The sequence below is a fragment of the Streptomyces sp. NPDC037301 genome (assembly GCF_055602785.1).
In genome coordinates this window covers 147,392-171,366 of sequence record NZ_JBVJWD010000006.1, presented here as the reverse complement: position 1 = coordinate 171,366, position 23,975 = coordinate 147,392, and the positions used below count along the sequence as shown (strand labels likewise).

22 protein-coding genes are annotated in these 23,975 nt (G+C 69.9%); 7 read left to right on the top strand and 15 right to left on the bottom strand.

What is annotated here, in order from left to right:
• Nucleotides 1-26: 26 nt before the first annotated feature.
• The 11 genes from ACZ7IB_RS13050 to ACZ7IB_RS13000 all read right to left on the bottom strand — a co-directional run bounded on the left by ACZ7IB_RS13050 (nucleotide 27) and on the right by ACZ7IB_RS13000 (nucleotide 11,969).
• Nucleotides 27-1,130: a polyprenyl synthetase family protein gene (locus ACZ7IB_RS13050; RefSeq protein WP_470912190.1), complete on the bottom strand. Its 1,104-nt coding sequence runs from the start codon at nucleotides 1,128-1,130 to the stop codon at nucleotides 27-29.
• Nucleotides 1,127-2,515 carry a hydroxysqualene dehydroxylase HpnE gene (hpnE, locus tag ACZ7IB_RS13045; protein WP_470912188.1) on the bottom strand — a complete coding sequence of 463 codons (1,389 nt, stop codon included), beginning with the start codon at nucleotides 2,513-2,515 and terminating at the stop codon, nucleotides 1,127-1,129. The genes ACZ7IB_RS13050 and hpnE overlap by 4 nt, the downstream gene beginning before the upstream one ends.
• 118 nt (nucleotides 2,516-2,633) lie before the next feature.
• Nucleotides 2,634-3,554 (bottom strand): presqualene diphosphate synthase HpnD, encoded by a 921-nt coding sequence (gene hpnD, locus ACZ7IB_RS13040; RefSeq protein ID WP_470912186.1) that lies wholly within the window; start codon nucleotides 3,552-3,554, stop codon nucleotides 2,634-2,636.
• 29 nt (nucleotides 3,555-3,583) lie between these two features.
• Entirely contained in the window at nucleotides 3,584-4,504 is a 921-nt protein-coding gene (gene hpnC, locus ACZ7IB_RS13035) for a squalene synthase HpnC (RefSeq protein WP_470912184.1), read from the bottom strand.
• Nucleotides 4,505-4,948: 444 nt separating this feature from the next.
• A complete protein-coding gene (locus ACZ7IB_RS13030) occupies nucleotides 4,949-5,734 on the bottom strand; it encodes an ABC transporter ATP-binding protein (protein ID WP_470912182.1) in 786 nt (261 codons plus the stop codon).
• Nucleotides 5,727-6,656 (bottom strand): ABC transporter permease, encoded by a 930-nt coding sequence (locus ACZ7IB_RS13025; RefSeq protein WP_470912179.1) that lies wholly within the window; start codon nucleotides 6,654-6,656, stop codon nucleotides 5,727-5,729. The genes ACZ7IB_RS13030 and ACZ7IB_RS13025 overlap by 8 nt, the downstream gene beginning before the upstream one ends.
• 107 nt (nucleotides 6,657-6,763) lie before the next feature.
• The gene (locus ACZ7IB_RS13020) at nucleotides 6,764-7,636 is read right to left on the bottom strand and encodes a glycosyltransferase family 2 protein (RefSeq protein WP_327277940.1); all 873 of its coding nucleotides are present in this window, start codon (nucleotides 7,634-7,636) and stop codon (nucleotides 6,764-6,766) included.
• An 8-nt stretch (nucleotides 7,637-7,644) separates the two neighbouring features.
• On the bottom strand, nucleotides 7,645-8,424 hold the full coding sequence (locus ACZ7IB_RS13015) for a CDP-alcohol phosphatidyltransferase family protein (RefSeq protein ID WP_266355806.1): 780 nt from the start codon (nucleotides 8,422-8,424) through the stop codon (nucleotides 7,645-7,647).
• Entirely contained in the window at nucleotides 8,402-9,463 is a 1,062-nt protein-coding gene (locus ACZ7IB_RS13010) for an iron-containing alcohol dehydrogenase family protein (RefSeq protein WP_470912175.1), read from the bottom strand. The genes ACZ7IB_RS13015 and ACZ7IB_RS13010 overlap by 23 nt, the downstream gene beginning before the upstream one ends.
• Entirely contained in the window at nucleotides 9,451-10,188 is a 738-nt protein-coding gene (locus ACZ7IB_RS13005) for a phosphocholine cytidylyltransferase family protein (RefSeq protein WP_327271591.1), read from the bottom strand. The genes ACZ7IB_RS13010 and ACZ7IB_RS13005 overlap by 13 nt, the downstream gene beginning before the upstream one ends.
• Nucleotides 10,185-11,969, bottom strand: coding sequence for a DUF5941 domain-containing protein (locus ACZ7IB_RS13000; protein ID WP_470912172.1), 1,785 nt, complete (start codon nucleotides 11,967-11,969; stop codon nucleotides 10,185-10,187). The genes ACZ7IB_RS13005 and ACZ7IB_RS13000 overlap by 4 nt, the downstream gene beginning before the upstream one ends.
• 274 nt (nucleotides 11,970-12,243) lie before the next feature.
• Here ACZ7IB_RS13000 and galE point away from each other — a divergent pair, with 274 nt between their 5' ends.
• The 4 genes from galE to idi all read left to right on the top strand — a co-directional run bounded on the left by galE (nucleotide 12,244) and on the right by idi (nucleotide 16,547).
• The gene (gene galE, locus ACZ7IB_RS12995) at nucleotides 12,244-13,224 is read left to right on the top strand and encodes a UDP-glucose 4-epimerase GalE (RefSeq protein WP_470912170.1); all 981 of its coding nucleotides are present in this window, start codon (nucleotides 12,244-12,246) and stop codon (nucleotides 13,222-13,224) included.
• A gap of 165 nt (nucleotides 13,225-13,389) precedes the next feature.
• A complete protein-coding gene (locus ACZ7IB_RS12990) occupies nucleotides 13,390-14,331 on the top strand; it encodes a cation diffusion facilitator family transporter (RefSeq protein WP_470912168.1) in 942 nt (313 codons plus the stop codon).
• Nucleotides 14,332-14,537: 206 nt separating this feature from the next.
• Nucleotides 14,538-15,806 carry a bifunctional class I SAM-dependent methyltransferase/N-acetyltransferase gene (locus ACZ7IB_RS12985; protein ID WP_470912165.1) on the top strand — a complete coding sequence of 423 codons (1,269 nt, stop codon included), beginning with the start codon at nucleotides 14,538-14,540 and terminating at the stop codon, nucleotides 15,804-15,806.
• Between the two features lie 147 nt (nucleotides 15,807-15,953).
• On the top strand, nucleotides 15,954-16,547 hold the full coding sequence (gene idi / locus ACZ7IB_RS12980) for an isopentenyl-diphosphate Delta-isomerase (RefSeq protein WP_470912163.1): 594 nt from the start codon (nucleotides 15,954-15,956) through the stop codon (nucleotides 16,545-16,547).
• Between the two features lie 39 nt (nucleotides 16,548-16,586).
• On the opposite strand, the gene ACZ7IB_RS12975 is transcribed toward idi, so the two are convergent.
• Nucleotides 16,587-17,042, bottom strand: coding sequence for an ATP-binding protein (locus tag ACZ7IB_RS12975; protein WP_470912161.1), 456 nt, complete (start codon nucleotides 17,040-17,042; stop codon nucleotides 16,587-16,589).
• A 134-nt stretch (nucleotides 17,043-17,176) separates the two neighbouring features.
• On the bottom strand, nucleotides 17,177-17,800 hold the full coding sequence (locus ACZ7IB_RS12970; RefSeq protein ID WP_470912159.1) for an HdeD family acid-resistance protein: 624 nt from the start codon (nucleotides 17,798-17,800) through the stop codon (nucleotides 17,177-17,179).
• Between the two features lie 80 nt (nucleotides 17,801-17,880).
• Here ACZ7IB_RS12970 and ACZ7IB_RS12965 point away from each other — a divergent pair, with 80 nt between their 5' ends.
• The gene (locus ACZ7IB_RS12965; protein ID WP_470912157.1) at nucleotides 17,881-18,639 is read left to right on the top strand and encodes an enoyl-CoA hydratase/isomerase family protein; all 759 of its coding nucleotides are present in this window, start codon (nucleotides 17,881-17,883) and stop codon (nucleotides 18,637-18,639) included.
• Nucleotides 18,640-18,650: 11 nt separating this feature from the next.
• Here ACZ7IB_RS12965 and ACZ7IB_RS12960 read toward each other — a convergent pair whose 3' ends face one another.
• Nucleotides 18,651-19,289: a DJ-1/PfpI family protein gene (locus ACZ7IB_RS12960; protein WP_470912155.1), complete on the bottom strand. Its 639-nt coding sequence runs from the start codon at nucleotides 19,287-19,289 to the stop codon at nucleotides 18,651-18,653.
• 18 nt (nucleotides 19,290-19,307) lie between these two features.
• Nucleotides 19,308-20,270, bottom strand: coding sequence for a GlxA family transcriptional regulator (locus tag ACZ7IB_RS12955; protein ID WP_470912153.1), 963 nt, complete (start codon nucleotides 20,268-20,270; stop codon nucleotides 19,308-19,310).
• 134 nt (nucleotides 20,271-20,404) lie between these two features.
• Between ACZ7IB_RS12955 and ACZ7IB_RS12950 the strand changes: the two genes are divergently transcribed.
• Both ACZ7IB_RS12950 and ACZ7IB_RS12945 read left to right on the top strand, forming a co-directional pair.
• Entirely contained in the window at nucleotides 20,405-21,268 is an 864-nt protein-coding gene (locus tag ACZ7IB_RS12950) for an SCO6745 family protein (RefSeq protein WP_470912151.1), read from the top strand.
• 133 nt (nucleotides 21,269-21,401) lie between these two features.
• On the top strand, nucleotides 21,402-23,828 hold the full coding sequence (locus tag ACZ7IB_RS12945) for a Tex family protein (RefSeq protein ID WP_470912149.1): 2,427 nt from the start codon (nucleotides 21,402-21,404) through the stop codon (nucleotides 23,826-23,828).
• The last annotated feature ends 147 nt before the right edge of the window (nucleotides 23,829-23,975 follow it).

Genomic DNA, 23,975 nt, shown 5'->3' with positions numbered 1-23,975 from the left:
TGCGAGTCATATGGAGCAGATGGTGATCATCTCTTTCGTACGACGACGAAGTCCGCGAGCGCTGTGAGCTGCGTCCGCACGGTTTGTGGCATGTCGACCCGGTGCAGTGCCTCGATGGCGACCGCATGCTGTCGACGGGCCTCCTGGGCGGTCCACTCGCGGCCGCCCGCCTCCTCGATGAGCGCCGCGCGGGCGGCGAACTCCTCTTCGGAGAAGCTGTCGAAATCACTGCTCTTGGCGTCGGCGGCGAGCAGTTCACCGAGGCGCTCCGAGGCCGGCCCGCCCGCTGCGAGCGCGGCGACGACCGGCAGGGACTTCTTGCGCTGGCGCAGATCGCTCCAGGTCTGCTTGCCGGTGGACTCGGGGTCGCCCCAGATGCCGAGCAGATCGTCGACGGCCTGGAAGGCGAGGCCGAGGTGGTAGCCGTATGCCTCCAGGGTGTCGGCGGTCCGGTCGTCGGCGCCGCCGAGGACCGCACCGATGGAGCAGGCGCAGGCGAGCAGGGCGCCGGTCTTGTTGCCCTCCATCTCCAGGCACTCCTCGACGGTGACCCGCTCGCGGTGCTCGTAGGAGATGTCCTGGGCCTGCCCGTCGATGAGCTTGCGGGTGGCGACGGTCAGCCGGCGGGCCGCGCGGCCCGCCTCGACGGTGCCGAGCTCCAGCAGGATCTCGTTGGCGAGCGCGAAGAGCGCGTCGCCGACCAGGATCGCCTGAGCGGGGCCGTGCACCTTCCAGACGGTGTCGCGGTGGCGGCGCTGTTCGTCGCCGTCCATCAGGTCGTCGTGCAGCAGCGAGAAGTTGTGCACGAGTTCGACGGCCACGGCGCCGGGGACGCCGGCCTCGGCGGCGGCGCCGGCCGCCTCTGCGGACAGCAGGGCGAGCGCCGGGCGGACGGCCTTGCCTCCGTCGCCGTCGGAGGGCCGCCCCTGGGCGTCGATCCAGCCGAAGTGGTACGCGGCGACGGTGTCCATGGGTGGTGCGAGCCGGTCAACGGCGGCCCGGAGCACCGGCGCGGAAAGGGCCCGTCCGCGCTCCAGAAGCGCGGTGACGTCCGTGGTGTCGGCCACGGTGTCGAAAGCCGGATTCGCCGGGGTCACTGACTCTCCTCTTGTTCCGGTGGTACTGCTCATGCCGCCTCCTGCAGCGGATGTTCATGGGTGCGGCCGAGCGTCCGGAGCGCGGCGTCCGCTGCGCTGAACCCGCTGCGGACGGCGCCCTCCATCGTCGCGGGCCAGCCGGTGGCCGTCCAAGCTCCGGCCAGACTGAGGCCGGGAGTACGGGTGTGGGCGCCGGGCCGCAGTCGGCCTACGCCGGGGGCGGGGGCGAAGGTCGCCGTGCGCTCCCGGGTGACGAAGAAATCCCTGATTCCGGCCCCGCGGGCGGCCGGAAGGAGCCGCTCCAGCTCGGGCAGGTAGCGCTTTCGCAGCTCGGCGACGGGGAGGTCGATCTCCTCGTCCGCGGCGGACTGGGACACGGCGAGGTACTGCCCGGGGCCGGTGAGACCCGAGGCCTGAGTGCGGTCGAAGACCCACTGGACCGGGGAGCCGAGCGCGGCGAAGAACGGGCGGCGCAGCACCTTGCGGTCGTAGACCACGTGCACATTGAGGATCGGCGATGTGCCGATGTCGAGCAGCCGCTCCGGCTCGTCGAGTGCGCCCTCGGGCAGCAGGTCGTGGGTCTCGCGCTGCGGGACGGCGAGGACGACGGTGTCCGCCTCGATCCGTTCACTGCCGGTGTCGACGATCCAGCAGCCGTCCTCCGTACGGGTGATGGAGGATGCCTTCGTACGCAGCTCGGTGCGTACCCCGGCGGAGTCGAGGGCCTTGCGGGCAAGTGTGTCGTGCACCTCGCCGAGCGGCACGCTCGCCCATCCGATGTCCGCGGCGCCGGGTTCGGAGAGGAGTCCGGTCTTGAAGACCTTCGCGGCAAGGGCCAGCGAGGAGTTCGGGGCGGTGGCGTTGAGTGTGGCGACGCCTACCAGGTCCCAGAGGGCCTCGATGGTGCGCGGCGACTGCCCGTGACGGGCGAGCCAGCTGCCGAAGTCGACGGCGTCGAGCGCGGGGTCGTCCGGGTCCAGTCGGCCCAGCGCCAGTGCGGCGCGTCCGACGCTCGCCCGTTCGGTGAGCGAGAGATGCGGATAGCCGGCGAGTCCGGCGGCGAGGTGGAGCGGCACCGGCAGTGCGTTGCGGCGCAGCCGTCCCAGCCGGGGGCCGGAGGGGCGCCCGACATCGAGAACAGGCACGTCCAAACGGTTTTGCAGGGTTGCCAGCCGCGTCCCGTCGACGCGGTCGAGGAACCAGCGGTAAGCGGTGCAGCAGCGCAGATAGACATGCTGTCCGTTGTCGACCGTCAGTTCGCCGCGCCGGAAGGAGAAGACAAGTCCGCCGAGCCTCGGCCGCCCTTCGAGCAGGGTCACGTCAAGCCCGGCGTCGGCGAGACGCAGGGCCGCGGTGATGCCGGCGAGTCCGCCGCCGATCACGACCGCGCGGGAGGAACGCGGGGCGTCGTCCGTCATGCGTCCTCCTTTCGCCAGGTCACTTCAGCCAAGGACGCGTCAGCACACCAGAGGGTTGACCACTGATCGATGCGACTCACCGTGATGCACATGGTGCGCGAGATGTCCGTACGGCGCATCAGACACGCCCCCTGGCCGTGCGGCGGGAGATGTATCGCGCGTCGAGGCCCGACAGTCCACGCATCGCGACATACGCCTTCTCGTGGCCGGGCAGCGAGACCCGGCCGCGGAGCACCGCCCCGGGGTCGCGCTCGATCCGGTCGAGCAGCCGCCGGTAGATGCCCGCCATGGCCGCCACACAGGCGCCGCTGCGCCGGTCCAGCATCGGCAGCAGCCGGTAACCCTCGGCGAACAGGGCACGGGCACGCCGTACCTCGAAGTGGACCAGGCCGGCGAAGTCGGCGCCGGGCGGCGGGGTGGCCCGCTGGAAGCCGGCCGAGCAGCCGAACTTGGCGAGGTCGTCGGCGGGGAGATACGTCCGCCCGTTGCCCGCGTCCTCGCGTACGTCGCGCAGGATGTTGGTCAGCTGGAGCGCGAGGCCGAGCGTGTCGGCGTACTCCGGGGCCCGGTCGGCGCCGGGAGCGCCCGGTTCCGTACCGAAGACGCCCAGGCTGAGGCGGCCGATGGCGCCCGCGACACAGCGGCAGTAGACCTTGAGATCGTCCCAGGTCTCGTACGTCGCACCGCGCACATCCATCAGCACGCCGTCGATGAGTTCGTCGAGCCCGCCGAGCGGGAGCGGGAATCTGCGCGCGGCGTCGGCGAGCGCGACGGCCACCGGGTCGGTGTCGTCCTCGTCGATCACGCCGTTGCGGATCCGGTCCAGCAGTGCGCGGGTGCTCTCCAGGCGGGTCCGCTTGGTCTCCGGCTCCAGCTCGCCGTCACCGATGTCGTCGACACGACGGGAGAAGGCGTACAGCGCCGACATGGCCTGTCGTTTCTCGGCCGGCAGCAGCCTGATGCCGTACGCGAAGTTCCGCGCCTGCTGTCCGGTGACCGCCTCGCAGTAACTGTATGCGGCCTGTACAGGTGCCGACATATACGTCGTCTGTCCCTCCACGGTCCGGCTCACCCCTCTCTACGCGCTCTTCGCAAGACAACTCCCACTTCGCGCAGCAGGCTGGGCTTGGTGGGCTTGGGCGGTCCGGGCAGTACGTCGAACCCGGCGGCCGCGATCGCGGTGAGGGCGGCACGCCCCCCTCCCACGAATCCGGCGAGAAGCAGCTTGAGCCTGCCGTGGACGCTACCCACCAGGGGGGTGCCTTCATTCAGCAGTTCCCGGGCGCGTTCTGCTTCGTACGCAACCAGTGAACGCACTGATGCGCCCCCCGACGGGGCGGCCAGATCGGTTTCGCGGACATGGAACCGGGCCATGTCGTCCGCGGGCAGATAGATCCGGTCGCGGCCGAGGTCCTCGGTGACGTCCTGGAGGTGCTCGACGATCTGCAGGGCCGTACAGACGGCATCGGAGCGGCGGATGCGTTCGGGACTGGCGGTTCCGGTGATCTGCAGGACAAGTCGGCCCACGGGGTTGGCGGAGAGCTCGCAGTAGGAGACGAGGTCCTCGTACGTCCCGTAGCGGCGGACCTTCTGGTCCTGCCGGTTCGCCTCGATGAGGCCGAGGAAGGGATCGGGAGTGAGCACGCAGCGCCGCACAGTGGGGCGCAGGGCACGCAGCAGGGGGTGGCGCGGGCCGTCGCCCGCGGCGTCGAAGACCCGGTGCAGATCGGCCTCGAAGGCATCGAGCATGGCGAGCCGGTCCTCGGTCTGCGCCGGGTCGAGCCCGAGATGGCGGGCGTCCGCGCCGCCGGGGGCGAGATCGCCGTCGCCGATGTCGTCGACGAGACGGGCGTAGCCGTAGACGGCCATCAGGTCGTCACGCCAGGCGCGCGGCAGAAAGAAGGGGGCTACGGGGAAATTCTCGTCCGCGGCCTTGTCGAGGGTGCTGGGCACGGCGGCATCGGGGCGCGCCTGCTGGGTACGGGTCACCACCGACCGCCCGGCACTGGGACGGCGTGAGCACCTCGGAGCTGGAGATTTTCCGTCATAGCCGTCACATCTCCCGTTCTACACTGCTGACCCAAAACATCCCATTCCGGACACGCCGCCCGCTCTACCGAGTGCGGAGCACGCCGCCAGGCCGTATGGCCAGGCACTATCGCCCCACTTGCAACGAATCAGCACCGCTACAGCTTACGTTGTGCAACGCTCATCGATACGTCGGGGTGTTACGCGCAGAAGAACAACGCGCCCTGCCCCGCCAACCTTCCCCGTGCGCAAGGAAATTGACGTCATCCGACGGGAGGAGATCTTGTGCAGGGCGTACCGCCGGGGTGGTGGGCGTCGCTGGGAGTCCACGATCCGGACACCGAGGTGGCCTCCGCCGGAGAGTTCCGGCGGAGGCCACCTCGGTGTCACGGGACCCGGGAGCAGCTATTTCCCGGTCTCGCGCTCGTACGCCTTGAGGACCTCGTCCGTCGGACCGTCCATCAGCAGCTCGCCCTTTTCCAGCCACAGCACCCGGTCGCAGGTGTCCCTGATGGACTTGTTGCTGTGGCTGACCAGGAAGACGGTGCCCGCTTCCTTGCGGAGCTCCCTGATGCGCTTCTCGGAGCGGATCTGGAACTTGCGATCACCGGTCGCCAGCGCCTCGTCGATCATGAGGACGTCGTGGTTCTTCGCGGCGGCGATGGAGAAACGCAGCCGGGCGGCCATACCGGAGGAGTACGTCCGCATCGGAAGGGTGATGAAGTCGCCCTTCTCGTTGATGCCGGAGAAGTCGACGATGCCCTGGTAGCGCTCGCGGATCTCCTCGCGCGACATACCCATCGCGAGACCGCCGAGCACCACGTTGCGCTCGCCGGTCAGATCGCTCATCAGCGCCGCGTTCACACCGAGCAGCGACGGCTGGCCGTCCGTGTACACCTTGCCGTGCTCGGTCGGCAACAGACCGGCGATGGCCCGCAGCAGGGTCGACTTGCCGGAGCCGTTGGTCCCGATCAGGCCGATGGCTTCGCCTCGGTAGGCGGTGAAGGAGACTCCGCGGACGGCGTGCACCTTCCGCACACCGCGCGACTCGCCCTTGCCGCGGCGCAATATCCGGCTCAGCGCCGCAGTGGCGCTGCCCCTGCCTCCGCCCGCGCCGTTGACCCGGTACACGATGTGCACATCGTCGGCGATGACGGTGGGGACGCGCCCCGAAGTGTTGTCGTCAGCCACGGCCGTACCGTTCCTCTGCCTTCCAGAAGTACACAAAGCCCACGACGCCGACGAGGACCGCCCAGGCGAGCGCCACGACCCAGACGTGCGACGGCAGGTTCTCCGAGCCGTAGCCGTCGATCAGCGCGAAGCGGATCAGGTCCATGTAGATGGCCGCCGGGTTGTACTGGAGCACGTTGGCGATCCAGTCCGGCTTGTCCTTGAGCATCACCGGGATGGAGAACATGACGCCCGACGCGTACATCCAGGTCCGCATGACGAACGGCATCAGCTGGGCAAGGTCGGGGGTCTTGCTGCCGAGCCTGGCCATGATCATCGCCAGGCCGGTGTTGAAGAGGAACTGCATCACCAGCGCCGGGATGATCAGTAGCCAGGAGGGACCCGGATAGCTGCCGAAGGCGACGGCCACGACCCCGAGCACGATCATCGAGAACAGCAGCTGCTGGAGCTGCTGCAGCGAGAACGAGATGGGCAGCGAGGCGCGCGGGAAGTGCAGCGCCCGGACCAGTCCGAGGTTGCCGGAGATGGCCCGCACACCCGCCATCACCGAACTCTGGGTGAAGGTGAAGACAAAGACACCGGTCACCAGGAACGGAATGAAGACCTCCTGGGTCATTCCCTTCCTGGTACCCAGGATCAGCCCGAAGATCAGGTAGTAGACCAGGGCGTTGAGCAGCGGTGTGGCCACCTGCCACAGCTGGCCGAGCTTCGCCTGGCTGTACTGGGCGGTCAGCTTCGCTCTCGAGAACGCCATGATGAAGTGGCGGCGGCCCCAGAGCTGCCGGATGTACTCGAAGAGCCCTGGCCGGGCGCCGCTCACCGTCAGGCCGTACTTGGTGGCCATCTCGGCCACGCTCAGGCCGTCGTCGGCGGATGGTGGGGTGCTCAGTGCGACCGCACCATCATGGGTTGTGTCACTCACCAGATGAAACTCTCGTATTCAGGATGCGCAGCCAGTCGCGGGCGTGGCTCGGAGCGGACAGGTCCCGTGGAGAAAACGTACGACTCATGCTCTCAGAGGAGAGCCTCTCAGATCACGGGAGGTCGGCCGAGTCTGGTCAGCCGCCATACCGTGCGCCACCTCATCGGACGGCGGGTTCCGCACGGCGTGGACCAGCCTTCCCGGAAGCCGCCGAACCATGCCTTGAGAGCCGGGCCGGAGGGCTTGCGCAGCAGGGTCAGCAGCAGCCACACGCCGAGGTAGACGGGGACCAGCGGCGCCGGCAGGTTGCGCCGGGCCAGCCAGACCCGGTTGCGGGCCACCATGCGGTGGTACACCGCGTGCCGCGACGGGGCGGTCGTCGGGTGGTTGAGAACCATGTCCGCGCGGTAGTCGATCATCCAGCCGGCGTCCAGTGCCCGCCAGGCGAGATCGGTCTCCTCGTGCGCGTAGAAGAACTGGCCGGGCAGCGGCCCGACCTCGGCGATGACCTTGCTGCGTACGGCGTTGGCCCCACCGAGGAAGGTCGTCACGCGCGAGGAGCGCATCGGATCGGCGGCACGCAGCCGCGGCACGTGGCGGCGCTGGGTGACGCCGGTGTCGGGGTCGGCGATACGGAAGCTGATGATGCCCAGCTCGGGATCGGCCTCGAACGCCTGCCGGCACAGCTCGGCGGTGTCCGTGAGCGGCAGGAGTCCGTCGTCGTCGAGGAAGAGCAGAGCGTCCACATCGGCGCCGGACGGGCCGAAGGCCTCGATCCCGACGTTGCGACCGCCCGGGATGCCGAGGTTCTCGGGCAACTCGACGGTGCGTACGCCCGCGGGGACCTCCGGTACGGGGGCGCCGTTGCCGACGACCACCACTTCGATCCGGTCGCCGTCCTGCTTGGCGACCGAATCGAGGAGGGCGCGCAGCTCTTCGGGACGATTACCCATCGTGATGATGACCGCGCCGAGCTTCATGAGGGTGCTCACTTCAGCCTGCTCGACGCCAGGATCGACACGAGGTGCAGCAAGGTCTGCAGCAGGGCGATGCCGGCCAGTACCGCGACCATGAGACGGCTGAAGAACAGATCGTCCCTGACCGCGTCGAGGACGGCCGCCACCAGGATCACCAGTGACGCCTCGACGCCGAGGATCAGCCGGTGGAACTTGAGCGCACCGGCGGCCCGGCGGGCGAGGGCCATGCCGGACGAGCGCGGCTCGGAGGCGGCCTCCTTGACCGGCGGCAGACCGCCCTGGTGACGTGCGACGCCGACGAGGTCGGTCTCGGCCTTGATCAGGATGGCGCCGAGGGCCGCAAGAGTGCCCAGGAAGGCCCACAGCCAGTCGATCCGTCCGGAGCCCCACAGGTCGGCGGCGCGCAGGCCGAAGCCGACCAGTACGGCCGCGTCGCAGAGATACGCGCCGACCCGGTCCAGGTAGACCCCGCCCAGTGAGAACTGCTTCTTCCAGCGGGCCACCTCGCCGTCGACGCAATCGAGCAGCAGGTAGAGCTGGACCATGAGGACGCCGAGCAGCGCGCCGGGAATGCCGGGAACGAGCAGCGCCGGCGCAGCGAGCACGCCCGCGACGGTCATCACGTAGGTCAGCTGGTTGGGCGTGACCTTGGTATTCACCAAGTGCCGGTCCACGCGCAGGGAGATCTCGCGCATGTAGAGCCGACCCGCCCAGTGTTCGCCGCTGCGCCGGTCCTTCACGCCCGGAGGGTGCACGACCGGACGGAGTTCAGCTATGGATGGCTTTTGCATAGTCGGCGTACGCGTCCCTGATCTGGTCGGTGGACAGGTTGAGGTGTTCCAGGATCGTGAAGCGTCCCGGGCGGGTCTGCGGGGCGTAGTCGACTGCCTGGACGAACTCGTCGGCGGTGAAACCGATGTCTTCGGGCAGGACGGGCAGTCCGTGACGGCGCAGGGTGACCGCCATGAGCAGCGAGTCCTCGCGCGCACCGCGCAGATGCATGGCGAAGCAGGCGCCGAGGCCGACCTGCTCGCCGTGGCTCGCCGCACGCTTGGGATACAGCAGATCGAAGGCGTGGTTGATCTCGTGGCAGGCGCCCGAGGCCGGCCGGGAATCCCCGGCGACCGACATCGAGATGCCGGTCAGAACGAGGCCCTCGGCCAGCACCTTGAGGAAGGCGTCGTCGCCGATCCCGCCGGGGTGGCGCAGCACCGCCTCGCCGGCCTGCCGGGCCATGGCCGCGGCGAGTCCGTCGATCTCCTCGCCGTTGACCTCGTGGGCGAGTTCCCAGTCGGCCACGCAGGAGATGTTGGAGACCGCGTCGCCGATGCCGGAGCGCACGAAGCGGGCCGGTGCCTCGCGGACGATGTCGAGGTCGATGACGACGGCGATCGGGGTGGGTACTCCGTAGGAGCCCCGGCCGTTGTCGTTGTCCAGTGTCGCGACCGGCGAGCAGAGACCGTCGTGGGCGAGGTTCGTCGCCACCGCGACCATGGGCAGGCCGACGCGCGCCGCGGCGTACTTCGCCACGTCGACGATCTTGCCGCCGCCGAGGCCGACGACGGCGTCGTACCGGTTGCCCTTGATGTCGTCGGCGAGCTTGACGGCCGAGTCGAGGGTGCCGTCGGTGACCGGATACCAGTGGGCGCCGGGCAGCGCGGGGGCCAGCCGCTCGCGCAGGGCGCGCCCCGAACCGTCGCTGATCGCGACGGCGAGCTTGCCGGAGGCGGAGATCCGCTGGTCGGCGAGGAGACCCGCCAGATCGTCCAGGGCGCCGCGGCGGATGTCGACGACGACCGGGGACGGGATGAGCCGGGTCAGTACTGGCACGCGATCTCACGGCCCTTCGCGAGGTCGTCGTGGTTGTCGATCTCGACCCACGTCACTTCGCCGATGGGGGCCACGTCGACGGTGAAGCCGCGGTTCACGAGCTCCTGGTAGCCGTCCTCGTAGTAGAGGTCGGGGTCGCGCAGATACGTCGCCTTCAGTGCGTCGGCGAGCTCTGCGGCGGCCTCCGGCTCGATGAGGGTGACACCGATGTACTCACCGGTCGCGGTGGCCGGGTCCATCAGCTTGGTGATGCGTCGCACACCCTTGTCGCCCTCGGTGATGACCTTCATCTCCTCGTCGGCGAGGTGCTTCACCGTGTCGAGGGCGAGGATGATCTTCTGGCCGTTGCCCCGGGCGGCGAGCAGGGTCTTCTCGACTGAGACCGGGTGGACGGTGTCGCCGTTGGCCAGGATGACGCCGCGCGTCAGGACGTCACGGGCGCACCACAGGGAGTAGGCGTTGTTCCACTCCTCGGCCTTGTCGTTGTCGATCAGGGTGAGGGTCACGCCGTACTTCGCCTCGAGCTCGGCCTTGCGGTCGTACACGGCTTCCTTGCGGTAGCCGACGACAACGGCGACCTCGGTGAGGCCGATCTCCGCGAAGTTCGCCAGCGTCAGGTCCAGGACCGTCTTCTCGCCATCGACAGGCACGAGAGCCTTCGGAAGCGTGTCGGTGTAGGGGCGCAGACGCCGTCCTGCACCGGCTGCCAGTACGAGGCCGATCATGCGGGTTCTCCTTCGTCGTGTACGGCGGGTGCTCCGGAGGACACCCAGAAGCGGATGGACTCCACGAGCACCACCAGTGCCACAGCCACCGCGAGAGCGGTGAGTGCCACGGTGAACGCTGAATGCTGAGTGAGTACGGCGGCGAGTACGGCCACCACCAGGGTGCGGCCCTCGTGCCCACCGATCGTGCGTACCAGCCACTGGGGCGGCGCGCCGGTGCCGCCGCGAATGCGGTACACCGTGTCGTAGTGATGGTAGGCGACGGCCGAGACCAGCCCGAAGGCTGCCGGAAGGGCTCCCGGGACATCGCTGCGCGCGGCGAGAACGAGGACGGTGCAGTACTCCGCCGCCCTGAATATCGGGGGTACGAGCCAGTCGAGGGCGCCCTTGAGGGGGCGGGCCACGGCTATGCCCGAGCAGATCGCGTAGAACACCGCGGCGAAGATCATCTGCTTGCTGCCGAACGGCTGCTGCACAGCCGCGGCGATCAGTGCCCCAGCGCCGACGAGCGCGATCACAGGCGCGCTCCAGGCCCCCCTGATCCGGGGGCCCCGTACCGCCACGATCTGGGCAATGGGACCGGAGTCGGCCAGGTCGGCGAGTGCCCGGGCGGCGCGGTCGGTGCGCTCCGCCTTGCGGGTCAGCGAGCGCAGCAGGCGGCCGGCGGTGGTGTAGCAGGCCGCGAAGGCGCAGCCGATGAGCAGGGCGTAGAAGACGATCCGGGGCGTGGTCACCGCGGTCAGTACCGCGATCATCGCCCAGCGCTCGCCGATCGGCAGCACTATCATCCGGCGCAGCCAGACCGTCCAGCCGACACTGTCGAGCCTGTCGGAGAGGGCTGCCGTGGGGCTCGAATTGGCGACCGCGTCATGGTTCGCCTCGTTGAACGAGAAGTCGATGACGTGGCGGCAGGCCTGGAGCACCATCGCGCCGAGGGCCAGTGCCCACACGTCGTCACCGCCGCGGGCGGCGCCGAGCGCGAGGCCCGCGTAGTACGCGTACTCCTTGGCCCGGTCGAAGGTGGCGTCCAGCCAGGCACCCATCGTCGAGTACTGCAGCGAGTAGCGGGCGAGCTGCCCGTCGGTGCAGTCCAGGACGAAGGAGAAGAGCAGTAGCAGTCCGGCGGCGATGTAGCCGCCGCGGGTGCCGGTCGCGGCGCTGCCCGCCGCGATCAGCGCGGTGAGCAGGGATGCGGTGGTGACCTGGTTCGGAGTGAGACCGCGGCGGGCGCACCAGCGGGCGATGTAGCGGGAGTACGGGCTGATGAAGAACGTGGTGAAGAAGCCGTCGTGGGCCTTCACGGCGCTGCGCAGCCGCACCGCCTCGTCGTCGACCGCGGCGACTGCGCTCTGCGCGGTGGTGCGGGCGGACTCGTCGACCGGGACGGCGGCGACCAGCGAGCCGAGCTCGGGGCGCTGCACAGCGGCGCCTTCGGCGTCCATGGTGACGGCGAGGTGGCCCGGCACGGTGCGGTCGGTGACCGTCGTCGTGGTCGCGCCCGGGCCGGTCGGGACGCCCGCGCCGACGGCCGCGGCGGCGGTGCTCAGGGCGCGGACGAGCGCGGGGCGCGCCTCCGGCTGCGCGGTGAGCGCACCGGGCACGGTGGCGGCGGGGAAGCGCGGGTCGGTCAGCCCGAGCCGGAGGGCATGGACATGGCCGACGAAACGGGGGTCGACCAGTGCGACGCGGCGGTCGGCGGGGACGGCCGAGAGCAGCTGTGCGGCCTCGGTCACATCGGCGGCGATCTGTACGTCGAAGCCCAGTGACCGCAGATCGTCCACGAGCGACGATCCGGGTACCGGTGCACCGGTGAGGATGGCGGTCGACAGACGAACTCACTCCTTGGTGCTGACGGGGTCGGCGCGCGACAGTGCGGCCCACAAGCGGGCCGGCGGCACGTCGGCAGAGGCTATCGGATGAACGGAAGCGGGAGTTCACTGCCCGTTTGTGCTCCGTTCGGGGTGGACCGGCACCACGCGGCGCCGTCCGCGATCATCATCGTCGATCCCCGCCTCGGCTGACAAAACGCGATGGCATACACCTAGGCTGACCCGCATGACATGGCTGATCACAGGCGGAGCGGGATATATCGGTGCACATGTAGTGCGGTCCATGGTGGGTGCCGGTGAGCGGGTGGTCGTCCTCGACGACCTTTCGACCGGTGTCGTCGAGCGGCTCCCGGCAGATGTTCCGCTGATCCGGGGCTCGGCCGCCGACCGTGCGCTGCTCGACCGGGTGCTGGCTCAGTACGACGTGACCGGTGTGGTGCATCTCGCAGCGAAGAAGCAGGTCGGCGAGTCCGTCGAGAAGCCGCTGCTGTACTACCGGGAGAACGTGGCCGGGCTGACCGTCCTCCTGGAGGCCGTCGTCGCCGCCGGTGTGCGGCGCTTCCTGTTCTCGTCCTCGGCCGCGGTGTACGGCGTGCCGGATGTGGAACTCATCACCGAGGAAACTCCTTGTGCTCCGATCAATCCGTACGGTGAGACGAAGCTCGCCGGGGAGTGGCTGGTCCGGGCGACCGGGAGGGCGCACTCCCTGTCCACCGGCTGTCTGCGCTACTTCAACGTGGCCGGAGCGGCCACGCCGGAACTGTCGGACACCGGTGTCTTCAACGTGATTCCGATGTTCTTCGACCGGCTGACCCGTGGCGAGGCTCCCCGGATCTTCGGTGACGACTATCCGACACCCGACGGCACCTGCATCCGCGACTACATCCATGTCGCGGACCTCGCCGACGCGCATCTCGCCGTCGCCCGGAGGCTGGCCGAGCAGGACGCCGGGGACCTGACCGTGAACATCGGCCGCGGCGAGGGCGTCTCGGTGCGTGAGCTCGCCGATCTGGTGGGCGAGGTCAGCGGCCTGCCGGAGAAGCCCGAGATCGAGGCGCGCCGCCCCGGCGATGCGGCAAAGGCCGTCGCGTCCGCCGTCCGGATGTCCGAGGAGCTCGGCTGGACGGCCCGGCACGGGGTACGCGAGATGGTCGAGTCGGCCTGGCAGGGCTGGCGCCTGCACCACCCCGAGGCGCGCGGCAACTGAGCCGCCGACGATCACCCCACAGTCCTGACCTGCAGTCATTTCCGCAGGTCAGGGCATATGACAACGGTGTTCAGTACCGTGTTGCCCGATACCCCCCACCCGTAGTTCACTGGCAGTGCTCGGGCAATCGCGCCCGAGTCCGTTAGACGACCGGGAGGCGTCCCCATGGGGGCAGGGCACGACCACGGGCACACACACGGCGGGCCACCGCCCACCGGCACGGCAGCTGCCGCGTACAAGGGACGGCTGCGGATCGCGCTGTGCATCACGCTCACCGTGATGGTCATAGAGATCGTCGGGGGGCTGCTCGCCGACTCGCTCGCCCTGATCGCCGACGCGGCCCATATGGCGACCGACGCCCTGGGGCTGGGCATGGCGTTGCTGGCGATCCACTTCGCCAACCGGCCGGCCGGGCTCAACCGAACCTTCGGTTTCGCCCGCGCCGAGATCCTCGCCGCCCTGGCCAACTGTCTGCTGCTGCTCGGAGTGGGAGGTTTTCTGCTCCTCGAGGCGATCCAGCGCTTCATCACGCCGGCCGAGACCAGGGGCGGACTGACGATCGTCTTCGCCCTGGTCGGCATGGTCGCCAACATGATCTCCTTGTCGCTCCTGCTCCGGGGTCAGAAGGACAGCATCAATGTGCGCGGCGCGTATCTGGAGGTGCTCGCGGACACGCTCGGCTCGTTCGCCGTGCTGATCTCGGCAGGAATCATCCTGGCCACGGGCTGGCAGGCCGCCGACCCGATCGCCTCGCTGGTGATCGGCCTGATGATCGTCCCCCGTACGGTGAAGCTGCTCAGAGAGACGCTCAATGTGCTGCTGGAGGCGGCGCCCAAGGGCGTCGACATGGCTGAGGTGCGGGCCCACATCACCGCCCTGCCCGGAGTACTGGACGTCCATGACCTGCATGCCTGGACGATCACGTCGGGGATGCCGGTGCTCTCCGCCCATGTGGTGGTGCGCCAGGACATGCTCGATTCGATCGGTCACGAGAAGCTCCTCCATGAACTGCAGGGCTGCCTCGGTGTCCACTTCGACGTGGAGCACTGCACATTCCAACTGGAGCCGAGCGGCCATGCCGAGCACGAGGCCAGGCTCTGCCACTGAACTGCCGCTCAACAGGGCCGTGTAGGGTGTTCGGCGGGGCATGTGGGCCCCGTGTCCGAGAGAGGAGCTGAGGTTGATGACCGTCTCGACGGCGCCTGCCCGGCGCAGCATCCGGTCCCTCTTCATCTCCCGGGTTCTCGGCTAGCGCTCGACTCGCACCGGGTCGACACGTTGGCCGAAGCCCTCGCGCACAAGGGTTTCCCACGTTGACCGACAACGATCACGCCGTCCGTGCCGAGGCGTTCTTCTCCCTGCACCACAACCTTCCCCGGCAGAGCCCCGGCTCCGATGCCACCACCCGGCGGCTGCTGGGGCTCCCCGGCCCGTTGCCGCGCCGCCCGCGCGTCCTGGATCTGGGCTGCGGGCCCGGCCGCGCCGCACTGCTGCTCGCCGCCGAGGCGGGCGCCGAGGTGACCGCCGTCGATCTCCACGAGCCGTTCCTCGACGAATTGCGCGAGGCGGCCGAAGCCCGTGGGCTCGGCGAGCGCATCAATACGGTCCGGGCCGACATGGCCGAGCTCTCCGGTCCCGACTTTCCGGATGGATCGTTCGATCTCGTCTGGGCCGAGGGGTCCGCGTACATCATCGGTTTCGACACCGCTCTGCGTGACTGGAAGCGGCTGCTCGCCCCGGGCGGCTCCCTCGTCGTCAGCGAGTGCGTCTGGACGACGGACGCGCCGACGGACGAAGCCCGCGTCTTCTGGGAGCAGGAAACCTCCCTGCGCCCCGTGTCGGCCAACACCGCGGCGGCCGTGGCGGCCGGCTACCACGTCCTCGGGGTGCGGGTGCAGCCCGACAGCGACTGGGACGAGTACTACGTCCCGCTCGCCGAGCGTGTCGAGGCCGCCGATGCATCGGCTCCCGGTATGGAGTGGGCGCTCGCGGCTAGCCGCGCGGAGCTGGCCATGCGGCGCGACCACGGTACGGAGTACGGCTACGCCTGCTACGTACTGCGCCCCGCCGACCCGCACTGGACGACCCGGCCGGAGACGACGGCGGACATCGAGGCCGTGCACGCGGTCAACGCCGCAGCGTTCCCGACGCCGGACGAAGCCGCTCTCGTCGACGCGCTGCGCTCCGATCCGGCGGCCTGGCTGCCCGGCCTCGGGTATGTCGCGCTGGACGGCCCGGACGGCGACATCGCGGCGTACGCGCTGCTGACCCGGTGCCGGGTCGGGGACGCGCCGGCGCTCGCGCTGGCCCCGGTGGCGGCGGCCCCGGACCGTCAGCGGCAGGGTGCCGGACAGGCCGTGGTGCGGGCCGCGCTCGACGCGGCCCGGCTGCGGGGCGAGCCGCTCGTCCTGGTACTCGGTCATCCCGAGTACTACCCGAGGTTCGGTTTCGTACCGGCGTCCCGGTACGGGATCCGGCCGGGCTTCGACGTCCCGGACGAAGCGATGATGGCCCTGGTGCTCGACGACTCCGTGCCGGTGCCGCAGGGCACGATCCGTTACCCGGTGGCTTTCGGCGTCTGATGTGCCGTCCGGCCCTGCCGTGCCCCGTGGTGCGGCGGGGCCGGACATGCCAGGACCCGAAGTGCGGACAAGCGGCTTTTGTACGGCAGACTTGAGCGGACTCGACGGGACCGGCGCACGAGGCCGGGACCATAGCGAAGGATGGGTATGCCGACCACACCAGCCACCGCGGCGAACAGCTCGTCGAACGGCACAGCAGAAGCGATCATGCTCGAACTGGTCGATGAGAACGGCACCACCATCGGTACGGCGGAGAAGCTCGCCGCACATCAGCCGCCCGGTCGACTGCACCGGGCCTTCTCGGTGTTCCTTTTCGACGAGCAGGGCAGGCTGCTGCTGCAGCGCCGCGCGCTCGGCAAGTACCACTCCCCCGGTGTCTGGTCGAACACCTGCTGCGGTCACCCCTACCCGGGTGAGGCGCCCTTCGCCGCCGCCGCCCGGCGTACGTACGAGGAGCTGGGGGTCTCGCCCTCCCTGCTGGCGGAGGCGGGCACGGTCCGCTACAACCACCCCGACCCGGCCTCCGGCCTGGTGGAGCAGGAGTTCAACCATCTCTTCGTGGGAATGGCGCAGGACCGGTTGCACCCGGACCCGGAGGAAGTCGGCGAGACCGCGTTCGTGACAGCCGATGAGCTGACCGAACAGCATGCCCGGGCGCCGTTCTCGGCCTGGTTCATGACGGTGCTGGATGCCGCACGGCCGGCGATCAGGGAGCTGACCGGACCGTCCGCCGGCTGGTAACGGTCGGAGGGCACCGGGTGCCGCAGCGAATGCGGGTGGTCAGAGCTGCGGGCGCAGCGGCAGTGCCGCCCAGATGATCTTTCCGCCGCCTGCGGTGTGTTCCATATCGCAGGCGCCGCCCGCTTCCCGGGTGATCTCCCGGACCAGGAGCAGGCCGCGCCCGCCGGTCTGCGCGTAGTCCGTCTCCAGGGCCGTCGGACGGTAGGGATGGTTGTCCTCGACGGACACTCTGACCCACTCCGCGCCGACGGCCACCTCGACGGCGAGTTCCGGCGAGAGCAGCGCGGCATGCTTCACGGCATTGGTGACCAGCTCGGAGACGATGAGCAGCAGGCCCTCGGTGATGTCGTCGTCCATCGGCACGCCCTGGCGGTTCAGCAGATCGCGTACAGCGTGCCTGGCCTGCGGTACGGAGACGTCCACGGCCGGGGCGGTGAACCGCCAGACTCCCTCGTACGACGCGGGCCGGGCGGGGACACTCCCGCGGCTCTCCATAGTCCGGTACCCGCTCTCGACTCGATGGTGACTGCACGTCGAGTACAGAGTGCGGGGCGTAGTTGGCCCGGACCGTGCTACTGCACAAAAGTCGACTTCTATCGACAGGTTTTGACCGGACAAGCTCGAAACGTTCAACTCCTGGACCGGTCCTGATCCTCTCCGGTGGGCGCGTCCGGCAGTTCTCCGGCCACCTGTTGATCCGAGACCATGGAGACGATACGGCGGCCGCCGACCCCGATCGCGATCAGGCCGAGCCCGTCGAAGAGCAGCGCCAGCGAGAAGAAGAGGCCGAGCACGTAGAGGCTGCTGTGCGGCCAGTCGAAGAGCACCAGCAACCCCAGCAGCAGGCCGAAGGCTCCTTGCAGCAGCGTCCAGCCGAACTGCGGACCACGCACCACGACGCTGCCCACCAGCCGGAACACCCCACCGGTCAGGAAGAGCAGCGCGGCGAACATGGTCAGCGCCTCCGCCGTGCCGTGCGGATGGCGCAGGACGACGACACCGGCGGCGATGTTCAGTGCGGCCACCACGACGCCCAGCCAGAAGTAGTTGGTGCCGCGGGACTCGATGGCGTGGAGCAGCCCGACGAGGCCGCCGATCAGCAGAAGCCAGCCGAAGAGGAGCATCGAGGTGAGCGTCGCGACGCCGGTGTAGACGAGGCCGACCAGCCCGGCCACGACGAGAAGGGTGCCGAGCAGCGCCAGCCAGCCGAAACTGCGGCTCAGCTTCTTGCCCTCGGCTGCGGGATCGGCCACGGGAAGCTCCTCACGGTGCGTGCCTGTCCGGCGACCCCTTCCTGATCATAGGTTCGAACCGTACGGATAGCATCCGGCGCATGGACCGTACGGAACCCCGGCTGGAGCACACCGTCGCGGGCGGTGTCGCCACTGTCGTCATCAGCAACCCCGCCAAACGCAATGCGATGACGGCCGCGATGTGGAGCGCGCTGCCCGGTCTGCTGGAGCGGCTGGCCGCCGACCCCGCGGTCCGGGTGCTGGTGCTGACGGGCGCGGGGGGCACCTTCTGTGCCGGTGCGGACATCTCCTCGCTGCGGGATCCGGCGGGCGATCCGCAGGCGCTCGCCGTGGCGGCCGAGGAGGCGCTGGCCGCGTTCCCCGGGCCGACGCTGGCGGCGGTCCGCGGCTACTGCGTGGGTGGCGGCAGCCAGCTCGCGGCCGCCTGCGATCTGCGGTTCGCCGAGGAGAGTGCGTCGTTCGGCGTGACACCGGCCAAACTCGGGATCGTGTACGCAGCGTCGTCGACCCGGCGGCTGGTGGCGCTGATCGGCCCGGCCGCCGCGAAGCATCTGCTGTTCTCCGGCGAGCTGATCGACACCGCACGGGCACTGAGGACCGGTCTGGTGGACGAGGTGCTGCCGGCCGGTGAGCTGGACAAGCGGGTCGACTCGTACGTACGCACCCTGGCAGCGCGCTCGCGGCTGACGCAGGCGGCAGCGAAGGAATTCGCCACCGGGCGCGAGGACCGCGACGTGTACTGGGCGGAGCAGGCGCGGCGCAGCGGCGACACCGCGGAGGGTGTCGCCGCGTTCCTGGAGCGGCGCGCGCCGCGCTTCACCTGGACGACGGGGTCGTGACGCCCCCGCGGCTACTGCTCAAGGATGAAGCGGCTCTTGGCGCGGAACTCCTCGACCATTGCCGCGGGGGCCTTCGCCGGTGAGCCCGCGTCGTACGGCGGCTGCGGGTCGTACTCGGTCAGCAGCTGTACGGCCACGGCGTGCTCGTCGTTCGCGATCCGGCCGAGCAGGGTGAGCCCCATGTCGATGCCTGAGGAGACGCCCGCTGCCGTGACGTACTTGCCGTCGAAGACGACGCGTTCGCCGGTCACGTCGGTGCCGAAGCCCTTCAGGATGTCCAGCGCGAGCCAGTGCGATGTGGCGCGGCGGCCCTTCAGCAGTCCGGCCGCGGCGAGCAGCAGCGAACCGGTGCAGACTGAGGTGGTCCAGGTGCTGGTGGCGTCGGCCGTGCGCAGCCAGCCGAGCAGTGTCTCGTTCTCCATCTGGTCGCTCTGGCCGGGGCCGCCGGGGACGACGATCACATCCGGTGCCGGTACGTCGGCGAAGGTCTTGTCGGCGACGAGCGCGAGGCTCCCGTTGTCGTTGCGCACGGGGCCGGTCCGTTCGGCGACGAACACCGTCTCGGCGCCGGGGGTGCGGGCCAGCATTTCGTAGGGGCCCACGACGTCGAGCGAGGTGAAGCGGTCGAAGAGGACGATGGCGATCTGCATGGGGTTCCTTTCGTTCGGTCAGTCGATGGCGGGCTGGGTGCGGAAGCGCCGGCGGTATTCGGCGGGTGCTGTGCCGAGGGCCTTGGTGAACGCGCGGCGCATGGCCTCCGGGGTGCCGTAGCCGCAGGCGCGTGAGATGCCGGTCATGCCGTCGGTGGTGTCCTCCAGCAGCCGACGGGCGTGTTCGAGGCGTACCCGGTCGACGTAACGGCCCGGTGTGAGGCCCGTCTCCGCCTGGAAGGCTCGGGCGAAGTGGCGGGGCGAGAGGCGGGCTCGGGCGGCGAGCGCCTCGACGGAGAGATCGTCGCCGGGGTGCTCGGTGATCCAGTGCTGGACCTCGCGCAGCGGTTCGCGCCGGGCGGTCTGGGCGGTGAGCTGGGCGCTGAACTGGGCCTGGTTCCCGGGTCTGCGCAGAAAGACCACCAGGTGGCGGGCGACGGTGAGCGCGATGTCCCGGCCGTGGTCCTCCTCGACCAGTGCGAGGGCGAGGTCGATACCGGCGGTGACTCCGGCGGAGGTGGCCAGCCTGCCGTCGCGTACGAAGATCGGGTCCGGGTCGACCTCGACGGCCGGGTAGCTGCGGGCGAGGTGCTCGCAGACCGTCCAGTGCGTGGTCACCCGGTGCCCGTCCAGCAGTCCGGCCGCGGCGAGCAGCAGCGCACCGGTGCAGACGGAGACGAGCCGTTCGGCGTGCGGGGCGTGGTCCCGCAGCCAGTCGACGAGCGCCGGGTCGGGGGTTCGGGTGCCCTCGCCGCCCGGGACGAGGAGGGTGTGCGGCGGTTCGGCGTCGGCGAGGCCGCCGTCCGGGACGAGGGTCAGGCCGCTGCTGGTACGGACCGGGGCGCCGTCGGGGGAGGCGGTGCGCAGTTCGTACCCGGCTCCGGGGAAGGGCGAGGCCCCGGCGAAGACCTCCACGGGGCCGGTCACATCGAGGCTCTGAACGCCGTCGAAGAGTACGACGAGTACGGATCGCTGCGTCATGACTGCCATCCTGGGCAACCGGGAGCATGTCCGCAATGACGAAAAGCCCACCTTTTCTGCCATGTCAAGGCTCGCACGGATTGGGCGTCGCCCCGGGCTTACGGGACGTACCGACCAGTCGGTAACGTTCTCGTATGAGTACTCTGCCGCCGCGCGCCGGACGCCGCTGTCACAACGCCATCAACCCGTTGCACTCGACGGTCTACTTCTCCCCCGACCTCGGCAAGGAGCTCGGAGAGCTCGGCATCGACGACTCGAACGCCGCCTACCTCGCCGCGCGCGGGGCGGCGCTGGGCGCCGTCGGCCCCGGCACGGTCACCGCGGCCTTCTACAACTTCAACCACGAGCTCGTCGCCCGGCACCTGCCCGCCGTGTGGTCCGTCGTCTCGCCGCAGGCGGTCCTGGACGCCCGGCTGCGCGCCGCCGACTCCACGCTGCGCCGACTGCTGGGCGAGGAGATCATCGCCTCCCCCGAACTGGCCGAGGCGGCCGGACTGGCGCTCCGCGCCGCCGAGGCGTGCACCCGACACGCCCGGCCGCTCTACGCCGCCCATGCCGATCTTCCGGTCCCCGAGCAGCCGCATCTGGCGTACTGGCACGCGGGGACACTGCTGCGCGAACACCGCGGCGACGGCCATCTCGCAGCTCTCCTCGCGGCCGGTCTCGACCCGATGGAGGCCCTGGTCAGCCACACGGCGACCGGCAAGGGAATGTCCCCGCGCTGGGTCCTCGCCACCCGCGGCTGGCGCCGCAGCGACTGGGAGGAGGCGTCCGAGCGGCTGCGCGGGCGTGGACTCCTGGACGGCGAGGGCGAGTTGACGGAGGCGGGTGTCGCACTGCGGGCGGATCTGGAGGACGCCACGGACCGGATGGACCAGGCCCCGTACGAGCATCTGGGCGAGGAGGGTGTGGCGCGGCTGACCGAGCTGGCGCGCGGATTCCTGTTCACGGCGGCCTCGGCGGGCGCATTCCCGGCCGATCTGATCGGCAAGGGCTGAGCCGCCGACCGGCCGACAAGTGGGGTGGTCGGGCGACACGGCGCCCGGCCACCCGGCACAATGCAGGCGAAGGGGCCCCGCCCCGGTAAGTACAGCCAGTACAGCCAGTACGAGAAGGCGAGTCGGTAGAACCGTGACGACGTCCATCGAAGGCAGGATCGCCGAGGAGCTCGGCGTACGCGAGCGGCAGGTGAAGGCGGCCGTCGAGCTGCTCGACGGCGGGTCGACCGTGCCGTTCATCGCGCGCTACCGCAAGGAAGCGACCGAGATGCTCGACGATGCGCAGCTGCGCACGCTCGAGGAGCGGCTGCGGTATCTGCGGGAGCTGGAGGACCGTCGTACGGCGATCCTCGACTCGGTACGCGAACAGGGCAAGCTGGACGAGGCGCTGGAGGCGCAGATCCGGGCCGCCGACACCAAGGCGCGCCTTGAGGACATCTATCTGCCGTTCAAGCCCAAGCGGCGCACGAAGGCTCAGATCGCCAGGGAGGCGGGGCTCGAACCGCTCGCCGACGGCCTGCTCGGCGACCCGTCGGTGGAACCGCTCGCCGCCGCAGCCGCCTTCGTCGACGCCGACAAGGGCGTCGCGGACGGTGCGGCCGCGCTGGAGGGGGCCCGCGCCATCCTCACCGAGCGATTCTCGGAGGACGCCGATCTGATCGGTGAGCTCCGTGAGCGCATGTGGTCGCGCGGGCGGCTGGCCGCCAAGGTGCGGGACGGCAAGGAGGAGGCGGGGGCGAAGTTCGCCGACTACTTCGACTTCGCGGAGCCGTTCACCGCGCTGCCCTCGCACCGGGTGCTCGCGATGCTGCGGGGCGAGAAGGAGGACGTGCTCGACCTGGTCATGGAGCCGGAGGAGCCCTCCGAGACACCCGGCCCTTCGACGTACGAGAACATGGTCGCCCGGCGATTCGGGGTCGGCGACCGCGGCCGCCCCGGCGACAAGTGGCTCGGCGACACCGTGCGCTGGGCCTGGCGGACCCGGATCCTGGTGCACCTCGGTATCGATCTGCGGCTGCGGCTGCGTACGGCGGCGGAGGACGAGGCGGTACGCGTCTTCGCGTCGAACCTGCGCGATCTGCTGCTTGCCGCGCCGGCCGGGACTCGGGCCACACTGGGGCTCGACCCCGGTTTCCGCACGGGTGTGAAGGTCGCCGTCGTCGACGCGACCGGCAAGGTCGTCGCGACGGATGTCATCCACCCGCACGTCCCGGCGAACAAGTGGGACCAGTCGCTGGCCAAGCTGGAGCAGCTGGCGAAGGCCCACGCCGTCGACCTGATCGCGATCGGCAACGGTACGGCGTCCCGCGAGACCGACAAGCTCGCCGGAGAACTCATCGACAAGCACCCCGAGTTGAAGCTCACCAAGGTGATGGTGTCGGAGGCGGGCGCGTCGGTGTACTCGGCCTCGGCCTTCGCCTCGCAGGAGCTCCCCGACATGGACGTGTCGTTGCGCGGCGCCGTCTCGATCGCGCGGCGGCTGCAGGACCCCCTCGCGGAGCTGGTGAAGATCGACCCGAAGTCGATCGGTGTCGGCCAGTACCAGCACGACCTGTCCGAGGTGAAGCTGTCGCGCTCGCTGGACGCGGTCGTCGAGGACTGTGTGAACGGTGTCGGTGTCGACGTCAACACCGCGTCGGCGCCGCTGCTTTCACGGGTCTCGGGAATCGGCTCGGGGCTCGCCGAGAACATCGTCTCGCACCGTGATGCGAACGGGCCGTTCCGGTCACGCAAGGCGCTCAAGGACGTGGCGCGGCTGGGCCCGAAGGCGTACGAGCAGTGCGCGGGCTTCCTGCGCATCCGGGGCGACGATCCGCTGGACGCGTCGAGCGTGCACCCGGAGGCGTACCCGGTGGTCCGGACGATGGTGAAGCGGACAGGCAGTGACGTCGCCTCGCTGATCGGTAACACGAGTGTGCTGCGGTCACTGCGGGCCGACGACTTCGTGGACGAGAAATTCGGTCTGCCGACCGTTACCGACATCCTGAAGGAGCTGGAGAAGCCGGGGCGTGACCCGCGCCCCGCGTTCAAGACGGCCACCTTCAAGGAGGGCGTCGAGAAGATCGGTGATCTGGTGTCCGGGATGGTGCTGGAGGGCGTCGTGACCAATGTCGCGGCGTTCGGTGCGTTCGTGGACATCGGTGTGCATCAGGACGGCCTGGTGCATGTGTCGGCGATGTCGCGCACCTTCGTGAAGGACCCGCGGGACGTCGTGAAGCCTGGCGACATCGTGAAGGTCAAGGTCATGGATGTCGACATTCCGCGGAAGCGGATCTCGCTGACGCTGCGGCTGGACGACGAGGCGTCGGCAGGGGGCGCGTCCCAGGGCGGCGGGCCCAGGCGGGAGCGGGGCGAGCGAGGCGGCCAGGGTGGTGGCCAGGGTGGTGGCCAGGGTGGCCGGCCGCCGCGGCAGCGGCAGGTGCAGGGCGGTCAGGACCGTGACCGGCGCGGTGGCGGCGGCTCTGCCCGTCCGGCGCCGGCGCCGGTGAACAGCGCGATGGCGGATGCGTTGCGGCGGGCCGGGCTGGCAGATCCGAAGCAGGGCGGTAAGAGGGGCTGACGCGTCGGGGGTGGGTGGGGGCGGGGCGCGGTCCGCTGCGCTGGGCCCTCCCCTCCCCGCCTCTTCCCGGCAGTATCGATATGCGGCTCCGCCGCGTGGGGCTCCGCCCCGGACCTCGCTCCTCAAACGCCGGAGGGGCTCAAAAGA

Excerpts from the sequence above, each read along its gene's own strand:
- ACZ7IB_RS13050 (WP_470912190.1), bottom strand. The coding sequence starts at position 1,130 with ATGAGCAGTACCACCGGAACAAGAGGAGAGTCAGTGACCCCGGCGAAT.
- hpnE (WP_470912188.1), bottom strand. The coding sequence starts at position 2,515 with ATGACGGACGACGCCCCGCGTTCCTCCCGCGCGGTCGTGATCGGCGGC.
- hpnD (WP_470912186.1), bottom strand. The coding sequence starts at position 3,554 with ATGTCGGCACCTGTACAGGCCGCATACAGTTACTGCGAGGCGGTCACC.
- ACZ7IB_RS13020 (WP_327277940.1), bottom strand. The coding sequence starts at position 7,636 with ATGAAGCTCGGCGCGGTCATCATCACGATGGGTAATCGTCCCGAAGAG.
- ACZ7IB_RS13015 (WP_266355806.1), bottom strand. The coding sequence starts at position 8,424 with ATGCAAAAGCCATCCATAGCTGAACTCCGTCCGGTCGTGCACCCTCCG.
- ACZ7IB_RS13005 (WP_327271591.1), bottom strand. The coding sequence starts at position 10,188 with ATGATCGGCCTCGTACTGGCAGCCGGTGCAGGACGGCGTCTGCGCCCC.
- galE (WP_470912170.1), top strand. The coding sequence starts at position 12,244 with ATGACATGGCTGATCACAGGCGGAGCGGGATATATCGGTGCACATGTA.
- ACZ7IB_RS12990 (WP_470912168.1), top strand. The coding sequence starts at position 13,390 with ATGGGGGCAGGGCACGACCACGGGCACACACACGGCGGGCCACCGCCC.
- idi (WP_470912163.1), top strand. The coding sequence starts at position 15,954 with ATGCCGACCACACCAGCCACCGCGGCGAACAGCTCGTCGAACGGCACA.
- ACZ7IB_RS12975 (WP_470912161.1), bottom strand. The coding sequence starts at position 17,042 with ATGGAGAGCCGCGGGAGTGTCCCCGCCCGGCCCGCGTCGTACGAGGGA.
- ACZ7IB_RS12965 (WP_470912157.1), top strand. The coding sequence starts at position 17,881 with ATGGACCGTACGGAACCCCGGCTGGAGCACACCGTCGCGGGCGGTGTC.
- ACZ7IB_RS12960 (WP_470912155.1), bottom strand. The coding sequence starts at position 19,289 with ATGCAGATCGCCATCGTCCTCTTCGACCGCTTCACCTCGCTCGACGTC.
- ACZ7IB_RS12955 (WP_470912153.1), bottom strand. The coding sequence starts at position 20,270 with ATGACGCAGCGATCCGTACTCGTCGTACTCTTCGACGGCGTTCAGAGC.
- ACZ7IB_RS12950 (WP_470912151.1), top strand. The coding sequence starts at position 20,405 with ATGAGTACTCTGCCGCCGCGCGCCGGACGCCGCTGTCACAACGCCATC.